The organism is Chromobacterium paludis (genome assembly GCF_008275125.1).
In the GTDB taxonomy this organism is placed as follows: Bacteria; Pseudomonadota; Gammaproteobacteria; order Burkholderiales; family Chromobacteriaceae; genus Chromobacterium; species Chromobacterium paludis.
In genome coordinates, this window is the sequence record NZ_CP043473.1 from 84,054 (window position 1) to 106,031 (window position 21,978).

The 21,978-nt window shown below is 63.5% G+C and carries 21 protein-coding genes, 2 tRNA genes and 1 riboswitch; of the genes, 15 read left to right on the forward strand and 8 right to left on the reverse strand.

Annotation, left to right across the window (positions count from 1 at the left end):
* Positions 1-17 precede the first annotated feature (17 nt).
* From FYK34_RS00445 to FYK34_RS00460, 4 genes are all read left to right on the forward strand, one after another.
* The gene (locus tag FYK34_RS00445; RefSeq protein ID WP_149294555.1) at positions 18-1,514 is read left to right on the forward strand and encodes an NADH-quinone oxidoreductase subunit M; all 1,497 of its coding nucleotides are present in this window, start codon (positions 18-20) and stop codon (positions 1,512-1,514) included.
* 21 nt (positions 1,515-1,535) lie between these two features.
* Positions 1,536-2,990, forward strand: coding sequence for an NADH-quinone oxidoreductase subunit NuoN (gene nuoN / locus FYK34_RS00450; protein ID WP_149294556.1), 1,455 nt, complete (start codon positions 1,536-1,538; stop codon positions 2,988-2,990).
* 10 nt (positions 2,991-3,000) lie between these two features.
* Positions 3,001-3,297 carry a DUF2818 family protein gene (locus FYK34_RS00455; RefSeq protein ID WP_149294557.1) on the forward strand — a complete coding sequence of 99 codons (297 nt, stop codon included), beginning with the start codon at positions 3,001-3,003 and terminating at the stop codon, positions 3,295-3,297.
* A 129-nt stretch (positions 3,298-3,426) separates the two neighbouring features.
* Positions 3,427-4,161 carry a ribonuclease T2 family protein gene (locus FYK34_RS00460; RefSeq protein ID WP_149294558.1) on the forward strand — a complete coding sequence of 245 codons (735 nt, stop codon included), beginning with the start codon at positions 3,427-3,429 and terminating at the stop codon, positions 4,159-4,161.
* Between the two features lie 55 nt (positions 4,162-4,216).
* Here FYK34_RS00460 and FYK34_RS00465 read toward each other — a convergent pair whose 3' ends face one another.
* From FYK34_RS00465 to FYK34_RS00485, 5 genes are all read right to left on the reverse strand, one after another.
* On the reverse strand, positions 4,217-4,873 hold the full coding sequence (locus FYK34_RS00465; RefSeq protein ID WP_149294559.1) for a DUF799 domain-containing protein: 657 nt from the start codon (positions 4,871-4,873) through the stop codon (positions 4,217-4,219).
* 10 nt (positions 4,874-4,883) lie between these two features.
* Entirely contained in the window at positions 4,884-5,246 is a 363-nt protein-coding gene (locus tag FYK34_RS00470) for a DUF4810 domain-containing protein (RefSeq protein ID WP_149294560.1), read from the reverse strand.
* 19 nt (positions 5,247-5,265) lie between these two features.
* Positions 5,266-5,943 (reverse strand): CsgG/HfaB family protein, encoded by a 678-nt coding sequence (locus FYK34_RS00475; protein WP_149294561.1) that lies wholly within the window; start codon positions 5,941-5,943, stop codon positions 5,266-5,268.
* A gap of 128 nt (positions 5,944-6,071) precedes the next feature.
* A complete protein-coding gene (locus tag FYK34_RS00480) occupies positions 6,072-6,938 on the reverse strand; it encodes a lipid A biosynthesis lauroyl acyltransferase (RefSeq protein ID WP_149294562.1) in 867 nt (288 codons plus the stop codon).
* A gap of 8 nt (positions 6,939-6,946) precedes the next feature.
* Positions 6,947-7,834: a lysophospholipid acyltransferase family protein gene (locus tag FYK34_RS00485; RefSeq protein WP_149294563.1), complete on the reverse strand. Its 888-nt coding sequence runs from the start codon at positions 7,832-7,834 to the stop codon at positions 6,947-6,949.
* A gap of 76 nt (positions 7,835-7,910) precedes the next feature.
* Here FYK34_RS00485 and metK point away from each other — a divergent pair, with 76 nt between their 5' ends.
* The 4 genes from metK to FYK34_RS00505 all read left to right on the forward strand — a co-directional run bounded on the left by metK (position 7,911) and on the right by FYK34_RS00505 (position 12,330).
* Entirely contained in the window at positions 7,911-9,080 is a 1,170-nt protein-coding gene (gene metK, locus FYK34_RS00490) for a methionine adenosyltransferase (protein ID WP_149294564.1), read from the forward strand.
* Positions 9,081-9,192: 112 nt separating this feature from the next.
* Positions 9,193-9,281, forward strand: a riboswitch (S-adenosyl-L-homocysteine riboswitch).
* 73 nt (positions 9,282-9,354) lie between these two features.
* Complete coding sequence (gene ahcY, locus FYK34_RS00495; RefSeq protein WP_149294565.1) at positions 9,355-10,770, forward strand: adenosylhomocysteinase; 1,416 nt, start codon at positions 9,355-9,357, stop codon at positions 10,768-10,770.
* A 125-nt stretch (positions 10,771-10,895) separates the two neighbouring features.
* Positions 10,896-11,732 carry a methylenetetrahydrofolate reductase [NAD(P)H] gene (metF, locus tag FYK34_RS00500; RefSeq protein WP_149294566.1) on the forward strand — a complete coding sequence of 279 codons (837 nt, stop codon included), beginning with the start codon at positions 10,896-10,898 and terminating at the stop codon, positions 11,730-11,732.
* Positions 11,733-11,784: 52 nt separating this feature from the next.
* Positions 11,785-12,330: a TIGR00645 family protein gene (locus tag FYK34_RS00505; protein ID WP_149294567.1), complete on the forward strand. Its 546-nt coding sequence runs from the start codon at positions 11,785-11,787 to the stop codon at positions 12,328-12,330.
* A gap of 59 nt (positions 12,331-12,389) precedes the next feature.
* On the opposite strand, the gene FYK34_RS00510 is transcribed toward FYK34_RS00505, so the two are convergent.
* Positions 12,390-12,872 carry an Lrp/AsnC family transcriptional regulator gene (locus FYK34_RS00510; RefSeq protein WP_149294568.1) on the reverse strand — a complete coding sequence of 161 codons (483 nt, stop codon included), beginning with the start codon at positions 12,870-12,872 and terminating at the stop codon, positions 12,390-12,392.
* Between the two features lie 425 nt (positions 12,873-13,297).
* Between FYK34_RS00510 and hppD the strand changes: the two genes are divergently transcribed.
* The 6 genes from hppD (at position 13,298) to FYK34_RS00540 (ending at position 17,821) form a co-directional block, all read left to right on the forward strand.
* Positions 13,298-14,371: a 4-hydroxyphenylpyruvate dioxygenase gene (hppD, locus tag FYK34_RS00515; RefSeq protein ID WP_149294569.1), complete on the forward strand. Its 1,074-nt coding sequence runs from the start codon at positions 13,298-13,300 to the stop codon at positions 14,369-14,371.
* A gap of 213 nt (positions 14,372-14,584) precedes the next feature.
* A complete protein-coding gene (locus tag FYK34_RS00520; RefSeq protein ID WP_149294570.1) occupies positions 14,585-15,718 on the forward strand; it encodes a homogentisate 1,2-dioxygenase in 1,134 nt (377 codons plus the stop codon).
* A 174-nt stretch (positions 15,719-15,892) separates the two neighbouring features.
* Positions 15,893-16,870 (forward strand): fumarylacetoacetate hydrolase family protein, encoded by a 978-nt coding sequence (locus FYK34_RS00525; protein ID WP_149294571.1) that lies wholly within the window; start codon positions 15,893-15,895, stop codon positions 16,868-16,870.
* The gene (gene maiA / locus FYK34_RS00530) at positions 16,863-17,507 is read left to right on the forward strand and encodes a maleylacetoacetate isomerase (RefSeq protein WP_149294572.1); all 645 of its coding nucleotides are present in this window, start codon (positions 16,863-16,865) and stop codon (positions 17,505-17,507) included. Before FYK34_RS00525 ends, maiA begins: the two co-directional genes overlap by 8 nt.
* 156 nt (positions 17,508-17,663) lie before the next feature.
* Positions 17,664-17,739 (forward strand) — tRNA-Phe (locus FYK34_RS00535).
* Between the two features lie 6 nt (positions 17,740-17,745).
* Positions 17,746-17,821: transfer RNA gene (locus tag FYK34_RS00540), tRNA-Phe, on the forward strand.
* A 48-nt stretch (positions 17,822-17,869) separates the two neighbouring features.
* Here the strand turns inward: FYK34_RS00540 and FYK34_RS00545 are convergent.
* A complete protein-coding gene (locus tag FYK34_RS00545) occupies positions 17,870-19,069 on the reverse strand; it encodes an MFS transporter (protein WP_149294573.1) in 1,200 nt (399 codons plus the stop codon).
* 118 nt (positions 19,070-19,187) lie between these two features.
* On the opposite strand from FYK34_RS00545, the gene FYK34_RS00550 reads away from it, so the two are divergent.
* Positions 19,188-19,985 carry a Cof-type HAD-IIB family hydrolase gene (locus tag FYK34_RS00550; RefSeq protein WP_149294574.1) on the forward strand — a complete coding sequence of 266 codons (798 nt, stop codon included), beginning with the start codon at positions 19,188-19,190 and terminating at the stop codon, positions 19,983-19,985.
* A gap of 150 nt (positions 19,986-20,135) precedes the next feature.
* Here FYK34_RS00550 and ptsG read toward each other — a convergent pair whose 3' ends face one another.
* A complete protein-coding gene (gene ptsG, locus FYK34_RS00555) occupies positions 20,136-21,896 on the reverse strand; it encodes a PTS glucose transporter subunit IIBC (protein WP_149294575.1) in 1,761 nt (586 codons plus the stop codon).
* Positions 21,897-21,978 lie beyond the last annotated feature (82 nt).

Here is a 21,978-nt window from a genome sequence, read left to right on the forward strand (position 1 = left end):
ACAATATAGGTTTGACTATGTCGACTAATCTGCTAAGTCTGGTGATCTGGACGCCGATCCTGGCCGGCCTCGTGGTGCTGGCCACCGGCGGCGACCAGCGCGCGCCGCTGGCGCGCTGGCTTGCCTTGGCAGGGGCCCTCGCGGGCTTCCTGCTGTCGGTGCCGCTGTTCACCGAGTTCAACAACCTCAACGGCGGCATGCAGTTCGAAGAACTGAAGCCGTGGATTTCCGCGTTCAACATCAACTACCACCTGGGCGTGGACGGCATCTCCATGCTGTTCGTGGTGCTGAACAGCTTCACCACGCTGCTGGTGGTGATCGCCGGCTGGGAAGTGATCCAGAAGCGCGTGGCGCAGTACATGGCCGCCTTCCTGATCATGTCCGGCCTGATCAACGGCGCCTTCGCCGCGCTGGACGCCATCCTGTTCTATGTCTTCTTCGAAGGCATGCTGATTCCGATGTATCTGATCATCGGCGTCTGGGGCGGTCCGCGTCGCGTTTACGCCTCGATCAAGTTCTTCCTGTACACCCTGCTCGGCTCGCTGCTGATGCTGGTGGCGCTGATCTACCTGTACTTCCAGGCTGGCAAGAACTTCGACATCCAGGCCTTCCAGCACATCGCCAAGATTCCGTTGACGGTGCAGATCCTGCTGTTCATCGCCTTCTTCCTGTCCTTCGCGGTGAAGGTGCCGATGTGGCCGGTGCACACCTGGTTGCCGGACGCCCACGTGGAAGCGCCGACCGGCGGCTCCATGGTGCTGGCCGCGATCACGCTGAAGATCGGCGCTTACGGCTTCCTGCGATTCGCGTTGCCCATCCTGCCTGACGCCTCGCGCGAGCTGGGCCCGATCATCGTCGGCCTGTCGCTGGTCGCCGTGGTCTATATCGGCCTGGTGGCGCTGGTGCAGTCGGACATGAAAAAGCTGGTGGCTTACTCGTCCATTTCCCACATGGGCTTCGTGACCCTGGGCATGTTCATGTTCACCGGCAGCGAGATGAACCAGTGGGCCGTGGAAGGCGCGCTGGTGCAGATGGTGTCCCACGGCTTCGTCTCCGCCGCGATGTTCTTCTGCATCGGCGTGATGTATGACCGCGTGCACAGCCGCAACATCGCCGATTACGGCGGTGTGGCCAACAAGATGCCTATCTTCGCCGCCTTCATGATGCTGTTCGCCATGGCGAACTCCGGCCTGCCTGCCACTTCCGGCTTCGTCGGCGAGTTCATGGTGATCATGGGTTCGGTGCAAGTGAACTTCTGGTACGCCGCCCTGGCCGCCACCACGCTGATCTTCGGCGCCGCCTACACCCTGTGGATGTACAAGCGCGTGATCTTCGGCGATGTGGCCAACCAGCACGTGGCCGAACTGACCGACGTGAACAAGCGCGAGTTCCTGGTGCTGGCCATCCTGGCCGTGATGGTGCTGGGCATGGGTCTGTACCCGCAGGCTTTCGTCTCCAAGATGCACCTGGCGGTGAACGACCTGATCACGCATGTTGCGCAGAGCAAGCTGTAAGCGCGGAAGGAATACATACAAATGAATTGGGCTGATCTCAACCTGATACCCGCGATGCCGGAGCTGTTCCTGATCGGCGCCTTGCTGGTGGTGCTGATGCTGGATCTTTTCATCCCTGATGAAAAGCGCGGCATCACCTACGGCCTGACGCTGCTGACCCTGCTCGGCACGGCGGTCACCCAGGTCTATACCTTTACCCCGTACCCGGTGCATACCTTCTCCGGCATGTACGTGGCCGACCCGCTGGCCGCCCTGGTCAAGATGGCGATGTATGCCACCACGGCCATCGTGTTGGTGTATAGCCGCCAGTACACCGCAGACCGCGGCCTGTTCAAGGGCGAGTATTTCTCCCTGTCCTTGTTCGCGCTTTTGGGCATGAACCTGATGGTGTCGGCCTCGCACTTCCTGACCCTGTACATGGGCTTGGAGCTGCTGTCGCTGGCCTTGTACTCGCTGATCGCGCTGCAGCGCGATTCGGTGTCCGCTACCGAGTCGGCGATGAAGTACTTCGTGCTGGGCGCCCTGGCTTCCGGCCTGCTGCTGTACGGCATCTCGATGATCTACGGCGCCACCGGCACGCTGGAACTGGCCGGCGTGGCCAAGTCCATCAAGTCGCACTCTGCCAACCCCATGCTGCTGATTTTCGGCCTGGTGTTCATCGTCGCCGGCCTGAGCTTCAAGCTGGGCGCCGTGCCGTTCCACATGTGGGTGCCGGACGTGTATCAGGGCTCGCCGACTTCCGTCACCTTGATGGTCGGCGCCGCGCCCAAGCTGGCTGCCTTCGTCTTCGTGCTGCGCATCCTGGCGCAGGGTCTGGACGTGTTGGTCGGCGACTGGCAGAGCATGCTGATCATCGTGGCCGTGCTTTCCATGGCCATCGGCAACATCACCGCCATCGCGCAGACCAACATCAAGCGCATGCTGGCGTACTCGACCATCTCGCATATGGGCTTTCTGCTCTTGGGCGTGCTGGCCGGCACCCAGCAGGGCTATACCGCCGCGCTGTTCTATGCCGTGGTGTATGTGGCCATGTCCATGGTGGGCTTCGGCATCATCCTGGCGTTGTCGCGCAAGGGCTTCGAGTGCGAAACCATCGACGACCTGAAGGGCCTGAACAGCCGCAGCAGCTGGTATGCGCTGCTGATGTTGCTGGCCATGTTCTCGATGGCCGGCATCCCGCCGCTGCTGGGCTTCTATGCCAAGTTCGCCGTGATCCAGGCCATCCTGGACATCGGCATGGTCAAGCTGGCCGTGTTCGCGGTGCTGATGTCGGTGATCGGCGCCTTCTACTACCTGCGCGTGGTGAAGGCCATCTACTTCGACGAGGCTCAAGACACCGCTCCGATCGCGGTGCGCGCCGACATGAAGCTGGTGCTGTCGCTGAACGCGCTGGCCTTGCTGGTGGTGGGCATGCTGCCGCAGTCGCTGCTTGAGCTGTGCGCGCAAGTGATGCGCCAGTCTCTGGGCATGCTGTAAGGAGTCGGCCATGGATAGCAGCATCACCTTCCTGCTCGTGCTGGCCGTGGCGGCCGCCAACCTGCCTTTCGTCAGCGAGCGCTTCGCCGGCGTCTTCAAGGTGGCGCGCAAGCACTTCGGCTGGCAGGCGCTGGAGATGGCGCTGCTGTTCTGTCTGGTGGGCGGCTTGGCCAGGCTGCTGGAAGCGCGGCAGATGCCGGTGCATGAGCAGCATTGGCAGTTTTACGTCACGGTGCTGGCGCTGTTCCTGGTGGCAGCCTTTCCAGGCTTCGCCTACCGCTACTTCTGGCGCAAGTCCGCGCACTGAGCGGCTATCGTTGCCACTTAAAAGCACTGCCTAGGCAGTGCTTTTTTTGTTACGTCCTATTGCCATGTCTTGCCTTGCGTGGCCAAATCGTTGACATTCGCATGTCTTGCTACTCTGTTCCGAGGCTATATGAAAAAAACCATCGCTTTGCTGCTGGCCGCCGCGGCCTTTGCCGGCGCGGCCCACGCCGCCGATCTGAAGCCGGCACGCCATGCCGACTTCCCCCGCTACACCTATGCCCTGACGTGGCAACCGGGATTTTGCTCCACGGGGGAGGGCTGCTTGCCCGAACAGTCGCATGAGGTGCGCATCGGTCTGCACGGTCTGTGGGCGTCGGAGCCGCAGAGCCTGATTGATCAGAAGGTGCCGGTTCATCAGTGGTGGGCCAAGGGCTGCTCGTTTTTCCCGCACATTCTGACCGTGCCCGCCATGCCGCCGGAAGTCCAGTCGGAGCTGAAGGAGGTGATGCCGCAACTGAAGGATGACTTGCAGCTGCACGAATACGTGAAGCATGTGCAGTGTTTTGGCTTCCCGGCGCATCAGTTTTTTGAGACCGCTTTGAAAATGCGCCAGGCGGTGGTGGACAGCGATTTTGGCGATTATCTGCTGGAGCAGGCGGGACAGACGCGCACGCGTCAGGAGCTGCAGGACGCCTTCGTCAAAGCCTTCGGCACCGATCAGCGCCGTTCCCTGCAGCTGCAGTGCGGCAAGGACAAACAGGGCCGCAACGTGCTGACCCAGTTCTGGTTCACGCTGCAGGCCGACAAGCTGGCGGCTTTCCCGGCGGCGGAGAGCTTCGTGAATACGCCGGATGGCGAATATGAGGACAGCTGCGGCGCAGCCTTCCTGCTGCCCAACTGGTAAGGAAAAAAATCGCCCGCTGCGAGGCGGGCGATTGACTGGCGGCGAGACCGAGGGATCAGTCGGTGCCGTAGTTGGGCGAACGCGGGCCATAGAGCACGCCGTTCGGATGGCCTGCGGACAGCAGCATATTGCTGGTCATGCCGGCTACCGGGTAGGTGGCGTCGCTCACGTTGTTGACGATCTGCTTGATCGCCGCGCTGACCAGCATGCCGATCAGGCCGCCGCCGGAATTGTTGTTGTTGGCATTGTTGCCGCTGGCGCTGCCTTCCCACAACTCCTGGCCGGTTTTCAAGTCAACCAGTTTGGCGGTGACCGATACCTCGGCCACGCTGTCCAGCACGGTGTAGTGCACGCCATAGCGGCTGATCGTGGTGTACAGCGCGGCGTCGGCGCCGAAGATCTGGTGCAGCTTGGCGATAGGCAGCGCTTGCATGTCGTTGGGCGTGGTCACGCCGTTCTGCTTGAACGTCTCGTTGACCAGGGCCACCGGCAGCACGTAGTAGCCGGCTTCCGCCAGCGGGTACGTCATCTGCGACAGCACGCCATTGGTGGCGTTGACGTCGGGCGAGTTGTTGACCGGCGGCAGGATCAGGATGGAGTGCGGCTTGCTTTGCTTGTAAGCGGTGTAGTCGCGCTTCACCGGCGCGGCGCAACCGGTTGCCAATGCGGCCAGCGCGGCGATGCATGCCATTTTGGACAGGGCTTTCAGCATGGCTGGCTCCTTATTTCTTCTGCTTGGACAGCAGGAAGTCGATATAGGCGGTGGATTCCGGGAACAGTTTCTTCTCAGTCAGGAATTCGCTCTGCATCCGGTCCAAGTTGCCGGCCGACGCGTAAAGCATGCCCAGCTGGGCATGGTAGCCCGGCGGTTCGTGATTGCCTTTGGCGCGGATTTTCTCCAGACCTTCTTCCAGCGTGGCGATCTGTTTCTGCGCATCCTGCGCGTCGCCCTTCAAGTAGGCGTACACCTCGGGTTGATAGCCTTCCCATTGATACAGTTGCGGCGGACCGCCGGCGCAGGCGGAGAGCAGCAGCGCGCTGGCGATGGCGGCGGCGAGGCCGCCCAATTTCTTTTTCGTTTTCATTGTCTTCACGGATGGGGAGTTACTTGCTCGGTTTCCAGGCGCCGGAGTCGATGCCGTTGACGAGATTGTTGACCGCTTCGCGGATAGCCAGATCCAGTACCTTGCCATTCAGCGTGGAGTCATAGCTGGCGGTGCCGCCGAAGCCGACGATTTCGCGATTCGACAGCTTGTATTCGCCGGCGCCCTGGGCGGAGTACACCACTTCGGAGGTCAGGGTGTTGACGATGTTCAGGTTGACTTTGGCGTAAGCGATCTGCTCTTTGCCGCGGCCGAGGATGCCGAACAGCTGTTGGTCGCCCACTTCCTTGCGGCCGAACTCGGTCACATCGCCGGTGACGACGTAGTCCGCGCCCTTCAGGCTCTGCGCCTGCTTCTTCAGGCCGGCCTCCTGCTTGATCTCTTCCATATTGGCGCGATCCAGCACATTGAAGCGGTTGCTTTGTTGCAGGTGGGTGATCAGGATGGTCTTGGCCTGGCCGCCCAACTGGTCGGCGCCGTCGGAGAAGATGCCGCGCATATAGCTGGAACGGTTGTCGAACTTGCCCACGGAGATGGGGGAGCGCGCGCCGGCATAGGGCTTGTTGGCGCTGGCGACTTGCTGCACGGCCAGGGCCTGGGAGCTTTCGCTGGCGCAGCCGGACAAACCCGTCAGCGCGATGGCCGCGGCGGACAGGGCGAACAGAGCGGTACTTCGCATCGTCTCATTCCTTAAGTTAATAGTTTGTGCGTCAATTGTTAAAAAGCTTAACAATATACCGCAGGCCACTCAAGGAATCTATTGATTTAGCGCAATGGCATGCCAAGCCGGGCGCGCCCGGCCTGGCCTCAGTAAAAGCGGGCCTCGCCCTGCGGCCGGCTCTTGAAGCGCTTGTGCAGCCAGAAGTACTGGTCTGGGATTTCGCGGACGCGGTCTTCCAGGAAGGCGTTCATGCGGCGGGTGTCGGCCTCGATGTCTTCGCTGGGGTAGTGGTCCCAGGCGGGGTAGAACTCCAGCTCGAAGCGGTCGCCGACGCGGCGGGCGATGGCGGGCACCACCTTGGCGCGGGCCAGCTTGGCGATGCGCGACAGGCCGGTGATGGTGGCCGCCTTGACGCCGAAGAAGTCGACGAATAGCGAGTCGCGCACGCCGAAATCCTGGTCCGGCAAATACAGGAAGGGCGCGTGGTCCTTGCGCATGGCCTTGATGATGGGGCGCAGGCCCTCCTGGCGCGACACGATGTAGGCGTTGTCGTAGCGCTGGCGGCCGGCGTAAATCTGCTTATCCAGCGCCTCGTTTTTCTGGTGGGAATAGACGCTGACCAGCGGAATGTACTGGTTCAGCGCATAGACGCACATTTCGAAGCCGACGAAGTGAGGGTAGAACAGGATCACGTCCTCGCCTTGCTCGCGCAGGTCGGTGACGTAGTGCAGGTTCTTGATGGTCACCAGGTCGTCGATGCGCTTGGCCGAACTCCACCAGCACACGCCATACTCCAGCACCATGCGTATCATGTGCTGGCAATTCTTGCGGATCAGACGGCGGCGTTCCGCCTGCGGCATGTCCGGGAAGCATAGCCGCAGATTGATCAGGCCGACGCGGCGGCGTCCGCTGGCCAGCAAGTAAGCCAGATTGCCGAGTCCGCGGGCGAGCAGGCCGATGGCCCGCATCGGCAGCAGGCGGATCAGCCAAAGCAGGGCGAAGGCGAGTTTCATGCGTGTCCTTATTGATGTTCAGCGTCCGGCCGGCTGACGCCTGGCGGGCATTTGTAACGGTTGTAGCTCCACAGGTACTGCCTGGGGAAGCGGCGGATCAGGTTTTCCACTTGCGCATTCATCAACGCGCAGTCGGCATCCTTGTCGCCGGTGAAGGGCTGGCTCAGTGGTTCGATGTGCACGGCGAAGCCCTGGCCGCCAGGCAGCCGCTCCCCGACGAAGAACAGCGTGGTCACGCCGCTCATCTGCGCCAGACGCGGCACCAGCGTCATGGTGTAAGCGGGGCGGCCGAAGAACGGCGCCCACACGCCCTCGCCGTTGCCGGGCACCTGGTCGGGCAGGATGATGGTGGCTTCGCCCGACTTCAACGCTTTCATCAGCACGCGCACGCCGGCGGCGGTGGCCGGCGCGGTCTTGCCCTTGCCGCGCGCGCGGCCAGCCTGCATCACGGGTTCCAGCCATTGCAGTTTGGGCGGACGGTACATGGCGGTCAGCGGGAAGGGCAGGCGGGAACTGATGTAGCGGCCGGCGATGTCATAGCTGCCCAGGTGCGGCGTGACAAAGATGATGCCATTGTTGTTTTTCAGCGCGGCCTCGACATGCTCCCAGCCTGCGCAGTGCTTGACCATGGCGGCAATGTCTTCGGGGCTGCGGCACCAGGCGATGGCCAGCTCCAGCGCGCCCTTGCCTGTTTCCGCCGCGCTCAGATTGACTTCACCTGGTAAAAGCTGATAATTTTCGAAGATTTTACTAGAACTTAGATTCTCCCGCAGCCTAGCGGCGAAGCCGGGGGAAGCGCGATAAGTCAGTCGCCCCAGAGCGGCACCCAAACCTTGTAGCCAGGATAAGGGGAGGTGCGCCAGGACAGACAGTAGTAAATGGACTAGCTTGGACATGAATTCAGCAGTCTGGGTCTGAAAGCGGCCTATTTTATCACCACAGGGTTTTGTATTTTTTGGGAACGCAGAATAAATGAGTGAATACCTGTTTACCTCGGAATCCGTATCGGAAGGCCACCCGGACAAAGTCGCCGACCAGATTTCCGATGCCATCCTCGACGCCATCCTGCGCGAGGACAAGCACGCGCGCGTAGCGGCCGAGACCTTGGTCAACACCGGCCTGGTCGTGCTGGCGGGCGAGATCACCACCACCGCCAATGTCGACTACATCAAGGTCGCGCGCGACACCATCAAACGCATCGGCTATGACGATTCCGAGCTGGGCTTCGATTACCGCGGCTGCGCGGTGATGGCCTGCTACGACAAGCAATCGCCGGACATCGCCCAAGGCGTCAACGAGGGCGAAGGCCTGGACCTGAACCAGGGCGCCGGCGACCAGGGCCTGATGTTCGGCTACGCGTGCGACGAAACGCCGACGCTGATGCCGTTCCCGATCTACTACGCGCACCGGCTGGTGCAGCGCCAGGCCGAACTGCGCAAGGACGGCCGCCTGCCGTGGCTGCGCCCGGACGCCAAGAGCCAGATCACTTGCGTCTACGACAGCGCCACCGGCCTGCCCAAGCGCATCGACACCGTGGTGCTGTCCACCCAGCACAGCCCGGACATCGACCACCAGACCCTGACCGAGGCGGTGATCGAGGACATCATCAAGCCGGTGCTGCCGCCGGACATGATCACGCCGGAAACGAAATTCCTGATCAACCCGACCGGCCGCTTCGTCATTGGCGGCCCGATGGGCGACTGCGGCCTGACCGGCCGCAAGATCATCGTCGACACCTACGGCGGCGCGGCCCCGCACGGCGGCGGTGCCTTCTCCGGCAAGGACCCGTCCAAGGTGGACCGCTCCGCGGCTTACGCCGGCCGTTACGTGGCGAAGAACATCGTGGCCGCCGGCCTGGCGCGCCAGTGCCAGATCCAGGTTTCCTACGCCATCGGCGTGGCCGAGCCGACCTCGATCGCCGTGGACACCTTCGGCACCAACACCATCCCGAACGACAAGATCGTGGAGCTGGTGAAGAAGCACTTCGACCTGCGTCCGAAGGGCATCATCCAGATGCTGGACCTGCTGCGTCCGATCTACGGCAAGACCGCCGCTTACGGCCACTTCGGCCGCGAAGAGCCGGAGTTCAGCTGGGAGCGCACCGACAAGGTGGAGGCGCTGCGCGCCGACGCCGGCCTGTAAGCGTTCCGTCGCCGGGATCCAAAGCCGCCAGCCCATGCTGGCGGTTTTTTTATGCCTGGCCATGGCATGTCCGCGGCTATATTTTCCGCCGGAAGCCGGTATAATCGACCGGCATGCCGAGGGGCGCTGCGAGGAGGTGGTCCTCCCCAGGCTCGGCGCGCCGCCGCCATCGGGCCGGCGATCCAACGGCGCTCACCTGACTCATGACCGTGGCGGGCACGGGATGACGGGTGGGCCGCATCCTGCCTGGCCGCGTGAACAAGGATGCTTCACGATGGCTGACTTTTCCGACTTTCATGTAGCAGACATCTCGCTTGCCGGCTGGGGCCGCAAGGAGTTGAACATCGCCGAAACCGAAATGCCGGGCCTGATGGCCACGCGCGACGAGTATCGCGCCAGCCAGCCGCTGCGCGGCGCCCGCATCGCCGGCAGCCTGCACATGACGGTGCAAACCGCGGTGCTGATCGAAACCCTGGTTGCGCTGGGCGCCGAAGTGCGCTGGGCTTCGTGCAATATCTTCTCCACCCAGGACCACGCCGCCGCGGCCATCGCGGCCGCCGGCATTCCGGTGTTCGCGTTCAAGGGCGAGAGCCTGGACGAGTACTGGGAGTTCAGTCACAAGATCTTCGAATGGCCCGCCGGCCAGCCGGCCAATATGATCCTGGACGACGGCGGCGACGCCACCTTGCTGTTGATGCTGGGCAGCAAGGCCGAGAAGGACATCGGCGTGCTGGCGCACCCGACCAATGAGGAAGAGACCGCGCTGTTCGCCTCGATCAAGCGCCATCTGGCCATCGACCCGCAGTGGTACTCCAAGCGCCTGGAACACATCCAGGGCGTGACCGAGGAAACCACCACCGGCGTGCACCGCCTGTACCAGATGGAGAAGGACGGGCATTTGCCGTTCCCGGCGATCAATGTCAACGACTCCGTCACCAAGTCCAAGTTCGACAACCTGTACGGCTGCCGCGAATCTCTGGTGGACGGCATCAAGCGCGCCACCGACGTGATGGTGGCCGGCAAGGTGGCGGTGGTGCTGGGCTACGGCGATGTGGGCAAGGGCTGCGCGCAGAGCCTGCGCGGGCTGGGCGCCACGGTGTGGGTGACCGAGATCGACCCGATTTGCGCGCTGCAGGCGGCGATGGAAGGCTACCGCGTGGTGCGCATGGACGAGGTGGCCGATCAGGCCGACATCTTCGTCACCGCCACCGGCAACGTCGGCGTGATCACCCATGAGCACATGAAGAAGATGCGCAATAACGCCATCGTCTGCAATATCGGCCACTTCGACAGCGAGATCGAAGTCGCCAGCCTTCGCCAGTACCAGTGGGATAATATCAAGCCGCAGGTGGATCACATTGTCTTCCCGCCCCAGGGCAATGAACCGGCCAAGCGCATCATCCTGCTGGCCGAAGGCCGCCTGGTGAACCTGGGCTGCGCCACCGGCCATCCCAGCTTCGTGATGTCCAACAGCTTCACCAACCAGGTGCTGGCGCAGATCGAGCTGTTCGCCAACGGCAACAAGTACGATAAAAAGGTGTACGTGCTGCCCAAGCATCTGGACGAGAAGGTGGCCCGTCTGCACCTGGCCCGCATCGGCGCGCGGCTGACCGAGCTGTCCGACCAGCAGGCCGCCTACATCAGCGTGCCCAAGCAAGGCCCTTATAAGCCGGATCACTATCGTTATTGATTATTGAACCAAGGCGAAACGGACAGCGCCCCTAGAATGGAGCTGTCCGTTTTTTGCGACAGGCACGAGACGACAGCCGGCGCGAGACCGGCAAGCCAGCCAGGACAGCGATAGAGAGGATCACCATGACGCAGACGCCGCGCACCTTCAGTTTCGAATTTTTCCCGCCCAAAACGCCGGAAGGCATCGCCAAGCTGCGCACCACGCGCCAGCAGCTGGCCCAGTTCAAACCACAGTTCTTCTCGGTGACTTTTGGCGCCGGTGGAACCACCCGCGACGGCACCCTGTCTACCGTGCTGGAAATCCGCAGCGAAGGGCAGGCCGCCGCGCCGCACCTGTCCTGCATCGGCTCCACCCGCGAGAACATCGCCGCCATTCTCAATGAGTATCGTTCCAACGGCATCCGCCACTTGGTGGCGCTGCGCGGCGACATCCCGTCCGGCATGGTGGCGGCCGGCGAATTCCGCTACGCCAACGAGCTGGTGGCGTTCATTCGCGCCGAGCACGGCGATCACTTCCATATCGAAGTGGCCGCCTATCCGGAGTTCCATCCGCAGGCCCGTTCCGCCGAGGATGATCTGAACAACTTCGTGCGCAAGGTCCGGGCCGGCGCCGATTCGGCGATGACCCAGTACTTTTTCAACGCCGACAGCTATTTCCGCTTCGTCGACGAGGCGCGCGCGCGCGGGGTGGACATTCCCATCGTGCCCGGTATCATGCCGATTTCCAATTTTGGCCAGCTCTGCCGCTTCTCCGACATGTGCGGGGCGGAGGTGCCGCGTTGGCTGCGCCTGCGCATGCAGGCTTATTACGACGACACCGCATCCATCCGCGCGCTGGGGCTGGATGTGGTGACCGAGCTGTGCGACCGCCTGCTGCAAGGCGGCGCGCCCGGCCTGCACTTTTATACCTTGAACCAGGCAGGCCTGGTCTCCACCATCTGGCAGAGGCTGGGTCTGTGACGGCAAGCGGGCGGTTTGCCGCCGTCCGCAGCCGCAAGCCACAGGAAAGCCCATGCAAGACCAACAAACCGCTTCCATCGAACCGCGAAAATCGCTGCTCGGCCAGGTGATTTTCAGCAGCCGCTGGCTGCAACTGCCCATCTATCTCGGCCTGATCGTGGTGCAAGGCGTGTACGCGTGGAAATTCCTCGCCCAGCTGTGGGAGCTGCTGGAGGGGCTGAACCACCTGACCGAAACCGACATCATGCTGGCGGTGCTGGGCCTGATCGACGTGGTGATGATCGCCAACCTGCTGGTGATGGTGACGGTGGGCGGCTATGAGACCTTCGTGTCGCGCCTGCGCATCGACACTCACCCGGACCAGCCGGAGTGGCTGGACCATGTCAATGCCTCGGTGCTGAAGGTGAAGCTGTCCATGGCCATCATCAGCATCTCGTCCATCCACCTGCTGCAGACCTTCATCAACGCCAGCCGCATCGACGAGCACACCATCAAGTGGCAGCTGTTTTTGCACCTGGCCTTCTTGTTGTCGGCGGCCGCCATCGCCTATACCGACAAGCTCTTGGCCGGCGCCACCGCCCATCACGCGCGCGCTTGAGCCTGGCCCGGAAAGCAAAACGGCCCATGCGGGCCGTTTTTTATTGCCGAAAGCGAGCGTCAGCCGCGCATCTGCCCCAGGGGCAGCGCGGTGGTGCGCTTGATCTCCTTCAGCACGAAGCTGGACTTCACATCCTCCACGCCCGGATGCTGCAGCAACTCGTCCATCACGAAGCGGGAGAAGTGCTCCATATCTTCGAAATACACTTGCAGCAGATAGTCCATTTCGCCTGTCATGGCGAAACAGTTGATCACTTCCGGCCAGCTTTGCACCGCTTCGATGAAGCTTTGCAGATGCATATTGCCGCGCTTCTCCAGCGTCACGCGCACCCAGGCCTGCAGGCCCAGACCGATATGCGCAGGATCGAGCAGAGCCACGTATTGGCGGATCACGCCGGACTCCTCCAGCTGCTTCAGCCGGCGCAGACAGGGCGACGGCGACAGCGCCACGCGCTCGGCCAGCTCGACGTTGGTCAAGCGGCCATCCAGCTGCAATTCGGCCAGAATACGCAAGTCTGTCTTATCTAATGTAAGACTTGGCATATTTTCTCCTGTTTATCGGTTTGTAAAGGCATTTTATTCTTTAGTTTTAACTATGAAAAGCAATTTAGCAAGAAAATTGCCATGACCTTTCCATAGAATAAAAAGCCTAAATCGCCAACGGCAGCAGCAAGACTGCCGAGGCATGTCGATGGTGGGCAACAGCAGAAAACGATGCATAGATCCGGAGAGTTTGCCGTCCCGCCCATCGGCGGCTGGCCAGAGGCGCATGTCCCCAAGCGCCCCGACTCCCACTCTCTGCTGCTTCCCTCTAGTCGAAACTGCCAACTACCCGCCATGCGGTGCAGACGGGCGGTCTGCTTACTTAAACGCCTTTAGTCTACAAACGTTTACAGAGAACGCTCAAACGAGTGAATTATTGCCGTCCATACCATCTGGACGCGATCTATATAACAGAGGAGAAGCAGATGAAAATGGAAACCATGCTGGAGAACCCGCTCGCCACCGACGGCTTCGAGTTCGTCGAATACACCGCGCCGGACGCCGCAGGCGCTGAGAAGCTGCGCGAGTTGTTCCTGTCGCTGGGCTTCACCGAAGTGGCCCGCCACCGCAGCAAGAACGTCAGCCTGTTCCGCCAGGGCGACATCAACTTCATCCTGAACGCCGAATTGAGCCAGCCCGCCAGCGAGTTCGCCCATGCGCACGGCCCGTCCGCCTGCGCCATGGCTTGGCGCGTCAAGGACGCCGCCAAGGCCTATGAATATGCCTTGGCCCATGGCGCCCAGCCCTATCAGCGCCCCATCGGCGTCATGGAGCTGAACATCCCGGCAGTGCAGGGCATAGGCGGCTCCGCCTTGTACTTCGTCGACCGCTACGGTCCGGAGCACAGCATCTACGACGTGGACTTCGTGCCGCTGGACGGCGTGGACCAGCACCCGTTCGGCGTGGGCCTGACCCTGATCGACCACCTGACCCACAATGTGCAGCGCGGGAATATGGCCAAGTGGGCGGACTTCTACACCGGCATCGCCAACTTCCGCGAAATCCGCTACTTCGACATTGAAGGCAAGCTGACCGGCCTGGTGTCCAAGGCCATGACCAGCCCGTGCGGCAAGATCCGCATCCCGATCAACGAATCGTCCGACGACAAGAGCCAGATCGAGGAATTCCTGCGCCAGTACAACGGCGAGGGCATCCAGCACATCGCGCTGACCACCGATGACATCTACACCACGGTAGAGACGCTGAAGGCGCGCGGCACCCGCTTCCTGGATACGCCTGACACCTATTACGAGAAGGTGGACGCGCGCGTGCCGGGTCATGGCGAGGATGTGGCCCGCCTGAAGAAGAACAGCATCCTGATCGACGGCGCGCCGGTGGAAGGCATCCTGCTGCAGATCTTCACCGAAACCGTGATCGGCCCCATCTTCTTCGAGATCATCCAGCGCAAGGGCAACGAAGGCTTCGGCGAAGGCAACTTCAAGGCCCTGTTCGAATCCATCGAAGAAGACCAGATCCGCCGCGGCGTGCTGAAGGCCTGAGCGGCCAGCCACTGAAAACGGTTCTGGGTGCCGTCGCTTCCCGTTCAAACCGGCGCGTGACGGCAGCCCAAAGCAACTTGGCCACGCAAATACGCGGAAGGACACGGAAACGCAAGAACGGGCAAAATCCTTGCGCCTCTTGAGGCATGGATTCACGCTCAGAATGCTTTCCGTGTTTTGTGTGTATTTCCGCGGCAAAACAGGATTGTCAAAATGCGTAAATGGATCAGTTTTCCGCACCGCGAAGGCACCATCTCGCGCCAGGCCCACGCCGACTTGCCGGCCGAAGGCATCTACGAGCGTGAAGTGGGCCGCAGCGGCTTCTTCGGCCCGGCCACCCACCTGCACCACAAGCATCCGCCCACCGGCTGGAGCGACTGGGACGGCCCGCTGCGCCCGCGCGCCTTCGACCTGAACGAACTGCCGCACGGCGCGCCGGCGCCCTGGGAGGCGCCGCTGGTGTTGCACAACGCCCAGTGCAAGGTGCGCATCTGGCGCTGCGAGCAAGCCATGACCCAGCTGTTCCGCAACGGCGACGGCGACGATCTGCTGTTCATCCACGCCGGCAGCGGCGAGCTGTTCTGCGACTACGGCCACCTGAGCTACCGCGACGGCGACTATTTGCTGATCCCGCGCTCCACCAGCTGGCGCATTGAACCGGCCAGCCCCACCACCATGCTGATGATTGAAACCAGCAACGGCGCCTACCAGCTGCCGGAAAAAGGCCTGGTGGGCCCGCACGCCATCTTCGACGAGGCGGTGCTGGACGTGCCGGCCATCGACGACGCCTTCAAGGCGCAGCAGACCGAAGACCCGTGGCAGGTGGTGATCAAGCGCCGCGGCGCGCTGTCCACCGTCACCTACCCCTTCAACCCGCTGGACGCCATAGGTTGGCACGGCAATCTGTCGGTGGCGCGCGTCAACTGGCGCGACATCCGCCCGCTGATGAGCCACCGCTATCACCTGCCGCCATCGGCCCACACCACCTTCGTCGCCGACGGTTTTGTGATCTGCACCTTCGTGCCGCGTCCCATCGAGTCCGACCCAGGCGCGCTCAAAGTCCCGTTCTATCACAACAACGACGACTACGACGAAGTGATCTTCTACCACGCCGGAGACTTCTTCAGCCGCGACAACATCAAGCCCGGCATGATGACCTTCCACCCGGCCGGCTTCACGCATGGCCCGCACCCCAAGGCTTTCGCCAAGGCGATGACGGACCCGAAGACCTTCACCGACGAGGTGGCGGTGATGATAGACACCCGCGACGCGCTGGAGCAGGGGCCGGGCCTCGCCTCCGTGGAGTGGCAGGGTTACGTGGATAGCTGGAAGCCCAAGCAGGCCTGACGCCATTGCTGCTGCGCGAGCCGATCTCGGCGCTGCGATGCTCGCGGTACGATTTGTACCGCTGCGCTTCTCTCGTCGACCTCGGCCCGCTCGCGACGCAATCGCATTCAGGCCGAGCTGAAAATGGATATAGAGAAACGGCCCGCAGCGGCCGCTAGCAGAAAGAACATCAAGATGAAATTAGCGACCTATCACAACCACACCCGCGACGGCCAGCTGATGGTGGTCAGCCGCGACCTCTCCCGCGCCGTGGCGGTGCCCGCCATCGCCGCCACGCTGCAGGCCGCGCTGGACAACTGGGCCCAGGTTGAGCCGCGTCTGAAGGAGGTCTACAACGCGATCAACCACGGCCAGGTGCCGGATGAAGTGGCCTTCGACGCCCAGCGCTGTCTGAGCCCGCTGCCGCGCGCCTACCAGTGGGCCGACGGCAGCGCCTACTTGAACCACGTGGAGCTGGTGCGCAAGGCGCGCGGCGCCGAGGTGCCGGAAAGCTTCTACACCGACCCCTTGATGTACCAGGGCGGCTCCGACGCCTTCCTGGCGCCGACGGCCGACATTCCGCTGCGCGACGAAGCCTGGGGTTTGGACTTCGAAGGCGAGGTGGCGGTGATCACCGGCGACGTGCCGCTGGGCGCGCCGGCCGATGAAAAGCACATCCGCCTGTTGATGCTGGTGAACGACGTGACCCTGCGCAACCTGATCCCGGCGGAGCTGGCCAAAGGCTTCGGCTTCTTCCAGAGCAAGCCGGCCACCGCCTTCTCGCCGGTCGCCGTCACCCCGGACGAGTTGGGCGAAGCCTGGCAGGGCGGCAAAGTGCATCTGCCGCTGCAGGTGGACTACAACGGCGCCTTCTACGGCAATCCCAACTGCGGCGTGGAAATGCAATTCAGCTTCCCGCAGCTGGTGGCGCACGTATCCAAAACGCGCGAGCTGGTGGCCGGCTCCATCGTCGGCTCCGGCACCATCTCGAACAAGGACCGCAGCGTAGGCTCCTGCTGCCTGGCCGAGCAACGCATGATCGAGACCATCGAGCAGGGCGCGCCCAAGACGCCGTTCATGAAGGTGGGCGACACCGTGCGCATCGAGATGAAGAACGCCTCCGGGCAAAGCATTTTCGGCGCCATCGCCCAGGCCGTGGCCAAGCATGGCTGAGCGCATCCTCTACGGCTATTACCGCTCCAGCGCGGCCTACCGGGTACGCATCGCGCTGAACCTGAAAGGCCTGGCCTATCAGTACCGCGCGGTGAATCTGCTCAAGGGCGAGCAAAGAAGCGCCGAGTATCTGGCGATCAATCCGCACGGCCTGGTGCCGCTGCTGGACGACGGCGGCGTGCAAATCGCGCAGTCGCTGGCCATTTGCGAATATCTGGACGAGGCCTACCCGGAAGGCACCAGGCTGCTGCCGGCCGCCCCGGCGGCGCGCGCGCAGGCGCGCGCCATCGCGCTGGCCATCGCCGCGGACATCCATCCGCTGCAGAACCCGCGCGTGGGCAAGCATCTGCAGGCGGCGTTCGGCGCGAGCGAGGAAGGCAAGGCCGAGTGGATCCGCCACTGGATCCGCACCGGCTTCGATGCGTTGGAACAGCAACTGGCGCGGAGAGCCGGCCGCTATGCGGTGGGCGACGAGCCGAGCCTGGCCGACATCTGCCTGCTGCCGCAAGTGTTCAGCGCGCGCCGCTTCGGCGTGGACCTGGCGCCGTATCCGACCCTAGTCCGCATCGCGGAGGCGCTGGAAGCGATTCCGGCGTTTGCCGACGCCCATCCGTCCAAACAGCCGGACGCGGTGTAAGTGCTTGATTGAACGGCGAGGCCGCTCCGGCGGCCTCGCCGTTTGTTTTTCCCACGCTAGGGCGGATTCGTTTTTTCGCAATTTAAGCTTGACGCCAAGGGCGTCCTCTGATTAAATGCATGGCTCTGACGGCGCGACAGCGCGGTTGGTAGCAGTGGCCAGTTAGCTCAGTTGGTAGAGCAGCGGATTGAAAATCCGCGTGTCCGTGGTTCGATTCCGCGACTGGCCACCACAGCAAGGCCAGTTAGCTCAGTTGGTAGAGCAGCGGATTGAAAATCCGCGTGTCCGTGGTTCGATTCCGCGACTGGCCACCAGAATCAAAAAAGCCGAATCCGCAAGGGTTCGGCTTTTTGCATTGGATGCTAATTTGACGCATCCGCCGGCTGGCGGCGAGGCGAGGCGCGCGGTTGCAGGGCGGCGATCAACCATGACGCCAGTCCGGCCGCCAGCGCCAGTCTCAGGCCGGCGCGCGCGCCGTAGGCGTCGGTCAACAGGCCGCTGGCCGAGGCGCCGCCGGCCACGCCGAAGTAAATGCCGGTGACCAGCCAGGTCAGGCTTTCCGTCAGCCGCGCGCGCGGCACCACCTTCTCCACCATCTCCATGGCCACGATCAACGTGGGCGCGAACGACAGGCCGGACAGAAACATGGCCGCCGCCAGCCAGGTGCTGCCCGGCGCTAGCGCGATGCCGACGGCGCTGAGCGCCGTGGCCGCGCAGCAATACAGCAGCAGGCGGCCCAGCGGCAAGGCCGGTTTGATGGCGCCGAAAGTCAGCCCGCCTATGCCGGAGCCCAGCGCATACAAGGCCAGCACCCAGCTGGCGGCGGATGGCGCGCCTTCGGCCTTGGCGATGGCCACGGCGCTGACGTCGATTGCGCCATTGATCGCCCCTAGCGTGCACAGCAGCAGCGCCAAGGTCGGCACAGGCAGCAGGAACAGCGCCGGGCGTCCGCTGCGCGGAGCATCGGGATGGGCCGGCGGCTCGGTGGCTTTCTGGCGCAGCAGCACGGCGACGCCGCACAGCATCAACAGCGCCGCGCACACCGGGCCGGCCTGCGGCCAGCCGCTCATGCACAGGGCGATGGCCAGCGGCGGACCGATGACGAAGGCGATTTCGCTAAGCACGCTGTCCATGGCGAAGGCGGTGGGCAGCAGCGCCTGGCCGTCCAACAGGCGCGCCCAGCGCGTGCGGGTCATCGCCGGTATGCTGGGCAGGCAGCCTGCCAGCGCGGCGAAGACGAACAATAGCCAGCTTGGGGCGCCCAGCCGGCTGCATAGCGCCAGCGCCAGCAAGGCCAGCGCGGCCACGGCGGCGGCAGGCGGCAGCACGCGGCTTTGGCCGTAGCGGTCCGCCAGGCGCGAGATTTGCGGCGACAGCAGGCCCGTGGCCACGGTCATGGTGGCGGCCACCGCGCCGGCCAAGCCGTAGCTGCCCTGGGTCAGCGACAGCATGGTGATGACGCCTATGCCTATCATCGCGCCAGGCAGGCGGGCCGCCCAGCTCGCCAGCGCCAGCGTGGCGACGCCGGGCGTGCGCAATAACTGTGCGTAATGATTGGCCATGCGGCGAACTCCTGGCGGCGGGGAATAGGTCAAGTTATCTATGGCTTGTGGCTTTGTCAATTTGAGGACTGTCGGGCGGACGCGGCTATAATCGTGCGTTTCGCCTTGAAAGACCGCCATGCCCTACCGCCTGATCGCCACCGACCTGGACGGCACGCTGCTGGACCAGCACCACGCCGTGACTCCCTTGACCGCCCAGACGCTGCAGGCTTTGCAGGCGCGCGGCGTCGCCTTGGCGCTGGCCACGGGGCGCCATTACCGCGACGTGCGGGAGGTGAGGGAGGCGTTGGCGGTGCCGGCCTATCTGATCAGCTCCAACGGCGCGCGCGTGCATGGCTTGGACGATGAGTTGATCTTCGGCCTGGACATAGAGGCGGAGCTGGTGCGGGAAATCTCCCGGCCGGCTTTTTCCGACGGCGTGGCCATGCATTACTTCCTGGACGACGGCTGGTTGGCCAATGGCCGCTCGCCCCTGTTGGACGCGTTGATTCCGGGCGATACGCCGCCGTATGCGGTGATGGACTTGCGCGGGCATGACGGCGAGGGCGTCTACAAAGTGCTTTACGTCGCGCCGCATGAGCATCTGCTGCAACTGGAGGCCGAGCTGCGCGCGCGCTTCGGCGATCGGCTTTACATCACCTTCTCGCTGGATTTTTGCCTGGAGGTGATGGCTGCGGGCGTGTCCAAGGGCGGGGCGCTCAAGCTGGTGTTGGCGCGGCTGGGGCTGGAGGCGGGCGCCTGCATCGCCTTCGGCGATGGGCAAAACGACATCGAGCTGCTGCAGGCCGCCGGCCATCCGCGCTTGATGGGCAATGCGCATGCCCGATTGCGGCAGGCCCTGCCGGACGCGCCGCGCATCTACCATCATGCGGATTCCGGCATGGCGCGCCATCTGCGCGAGGCATTCGGCCTATGAGGGGAGGGCGTCTGCCAGGCCGCGCGCCGGGATAGACGGTCGCGCTGCGCAGCCGGCGGCCTGGGGATCGCCTGGCCGGCAGGGCGGCGCGCAAAGCAAAACGCCAGCGGGGTAGCGCTGGCGTTTTGCTTGGGCCGGAGACTTGGCCGCTTAGGCGAGCAGGGCGGCAGCGAGGGCCGCGGCTTGGTCGCCTACGATCAGGTGCAGCGTGCCCGGGGACACTTGGGTCACCGCGCTGACGCCGGCGGCGCGGGCCGCGGCTTCATTGAAGCGGCTGGCGTCCTTCAGTTCCACGCGCAGGCGGGTGTGGGCGATGGCCTCTACCTTGGCCACGTTGGCGTTGCCGCCCAGGGCCTGTTTCAGCGCGGCCACGTCAGCCTTGGCTGCGGCGGCCGGGGCTGCCGGGGCGGCTTGCGCCGGCGCGCTGGCAGCCGGCGCGGAGGACAGCTCGGCGTCGCTGCCGGCGCTGCGCAGGTAGATTTCCATATCGGTCTTCAGGTTTTCGGACAGCGGTCCGAAAATGGCCTGGATGCCGCTGCCGACCACGACGACGCCGGACGCGCCCATGCCTTTCAGCTTGGCCTGGTCAACCTTGGCGGTATCCTGCACCGCGATGCGCAGACGGGTGATGCAAGCGTCCAGGCTGCGGATGTTGGAGCGGCCGCCGAAGGCCAGCACCAGTTCGCGGGCGCGTTGGTCTTCGCTGACGGCGACGGCGGTTTCGCCATTGTCGTCTTCACGGCCCGGGGTCTTCAGGTTGAACTTGGCGATCACGAAGCGGAACACGCTGTAGTAGATCACGGCGTAGATCGGGCCGAGGATGAACACATAGGCGGCATGCTTGGACTTATCGCCGATCAGGTTGAACATCAGGAAGTCGATGCCGCCCTGGGAGAAAGTGAAGCCCATGTGCATGTCCAGCGTGTTGGCCACGAACTGGGTGGAGGCGGCCAGCAGAGCATGGATCACGTACAGCACCGGCGCCACGAACAGGAAGGAGAACTCGATCGGCTCGGTGATGCCGGTCAGGAACGAGGTCAGCGCGGCGGAGATCATGATGCCGCCAACCTTGGCGCGGTTTTCCGGCTTGGCCGAGTGCCAGATGGCGATGGCGGCGGCCGGCAGGCCGAACATCTTGAACAGGAAGGCGCCGGACAGCACGCCGGCGGTGTGGTCGCCGGCGAAGAAGCGGTTGATGTCGCCGTGGATGTGCTTGCCGGTGGCGTCGACGAAATCGCCCATTTCAAAGAAGAACGGCACGTTCCAGATGTGGTGCAGGCCGAACGGGATCAGCATACGTTCCACGAAGCCGTACACGGTGGCGGCGGTGCGCGGATCGCTCACGGCGGCCCATTGCGAGAACGCCTTGATGCCGTTGCCGATCGGGGGCCACACGAAGGACAGCACCGCGCCCAGGCCGATGGCGCTGATGGCGGTGACGATGGGCACGAAGCGCTTGCCGGCAAAGAAGCCCAGGTATTCAGGCAGACTGATCCGGTAGAAGCGGTTGAACATATAGGCCGCCAGGCAGCCGGCGAGAATGCCGCCGAACACGCCGGTCTGGATGGACGGCAGGCCCATGATGGTGTCCGGCTTGATGCCCATCAGGCCAGCCATCACGCCGAGGGTGACGGTGGTGACCAGGTGGCCGATCACGGCGGCGATGGCCGCGACGCCATCGTTTTCAGTGAAGCCCAGCGCCACGCCGACGGCGAAGATCAGCGGCAGATTGCCGAAGATCACGTCGCCGGAGTTTTTCATCAAGGACAGAATCGCCAGGACGACCGTGTTTGTGGTGTGAAAGTCGGTGGCGCCGATGCCGAGCAGCAGGCCGGCCACCGGCAGAACCGACACCGGCAGCATCAGCGACTTGCCTATCTTCTGCAGAAAAGCGAACGATTGACTAAACATGATTATTATCCTGCTTTGACATGCTTATGGAATGTCGAGCGGCTGTGAGGCCGTCCCCTCTACTACAAAGTCTCGCCGCGGG

Excerpts from the sequence above, each read along its gene's own strand:
- metF (WP_149294566.1), top strand. The coding sequence starts at position 10,896 with ATGACGCAGACGCCGCGCACCTTCAGTTTCGAATTTTTCCCGCCCAAA.
- FYK34_RS00445 (WP_149294555.1), top strand. The coding sequence starts at position 18 with ATGTCGACTAATCTGCTAAGTCTGGTGATCTGGACGCCGATCCTGGCC.
- FYK34_RS00485 (WP_149294563.1), bottom strand. The coding sequence starts at position 7,834 with ATGTCCAAGCTAGTCCATTTACTACTGTCTGTCCTGGCGCACCTCCCC.
- FYK34_RS00465 (WP_149294559.1), bottom strand. The coding sequence starts at position 4,873 with ATGCTGAAAGCCCTGTCCAAAATGGCATGCATCGCCGCGCTGGCCGCA.
- FYK34_RS00510 (WP_149294568.1), bottom strand. The coding sequence starts at position 12,872 with ATGCCAAGTCTTACATTAGATAAGACAGACTTGCGTATTCTGGCCGAA.
- ptsG (WP_149294575.1), bottom strand. The coding sequence starts at position 21,896 with ATGTTTAGTCAATCGTTCGCTTTTCTGCAGAAGATAGGCAAGTCGCTG.
- ahcY (WP_149294565.1), top strand. The coding sequence starts at position 9,355 with ATGGCTGACTTTTCCGACTTTCATGTAGCAGACATCTCGCTTGCCGGC.
- nuoN (WP_149294556.1), top strand. The coding sequence starts at position 1,536 with ATGAATTGGGCTGATCTCAACCTGATACCCGCGATGCCGGAGCTGTTC.
- FYK34_RS00545 (WP_149294573.1), bottom strand. The coding sequence starts at position 19,069 with ATGGCCAATCATTACGCACAGTTATTGCGCACGCCCGGCGTCGCCACG.
- FYK34_RS00470 (WP_149294560.1), bottom strand. The coding sequence starts at position 5,246 with ATGAAAACGAAAAAGAAATTGGGCGGCCTCGCCGCCGCCATCGCCAGC.
- FYK34_RS00455 (WP_149294557.1), top strand. The coding sequence starts at position 3,001 with ATGGATAGCAGCATCACCTTCCTGCTCGTGCTGGCCGTGGCGGCCGCC.
- FYK34_RS00525 (WP_149294571.1), top strand. The coding sequence starts at position 15,893 with ATGAAATTAGCGACCTATCACAACCACACCCGCGACGGCCAGCTGATG.
- FYK34_RS00520 (WP_149294570.1), top strand. The coding sequence starts at position 14,585 with ATGCGTAAATGGATCAGTTTTCCGCACCGCGAAGGCACCATCTCGCGC.
- hppD (WP_149294569.1), top strand. The coding sequence starts at position 13,298 with ATGAAAATGGAAACCATGCTGGAGAACCCGCTCGCCACCGACGGCTTC.
- metK (WP_149294564.1), top strand. The coding sequence starts at position 7,911 with ATGAGTGAATACCTGTTTACCTCGGAATCCGTATCGGAAGGCCACCCG.
- maiA (WP_149294572.1), top strand. The coding sequence starts at position 16,863 with ATGGCTGAGCGCATCCTCTACGGCTATTACCGCTCCAGCGCGGCCTAC.
- FYK34_RS00475 (WP_149294561.1), bottom strand. The coding sequence starts at position 5,943 with ATGCGAAGTACCGCTCTGTTCGCCCTGTCCGCCGCGGCCATCGCGCTG.
- FYK34_RS00460 (WP_149294558.1), top strand. The coding sequence starts at position 3,427 with ATGAAAAAAACCATCGCTTTGCTGCTGGCCGCCGCGGCCTTTGCCGGC.
- FYK34_RS00550 (WP_149294574.1), top strand. The coding sequence starts at position 19,188 with ATGCCCTACCGCCTGATCGCCACCGACCTGGACGGCACGCTGCTGGAC.
- FYK34_RS00480 (WP_149294562.1), bottom strand. The coding sequence starts at position 6,938 with ATGAAACTCGCCTTCGCCCTGCTTTGGCTGATCCGCCTGCTGCCGATG.
- FYK34_RS00505 (WP_149294567.1), top strand. The coding sequence starts at position 11,785 with ATGCAAGACCAACAAACCGCTTCCATCGAACCGCGAAAATCGCTGCTC.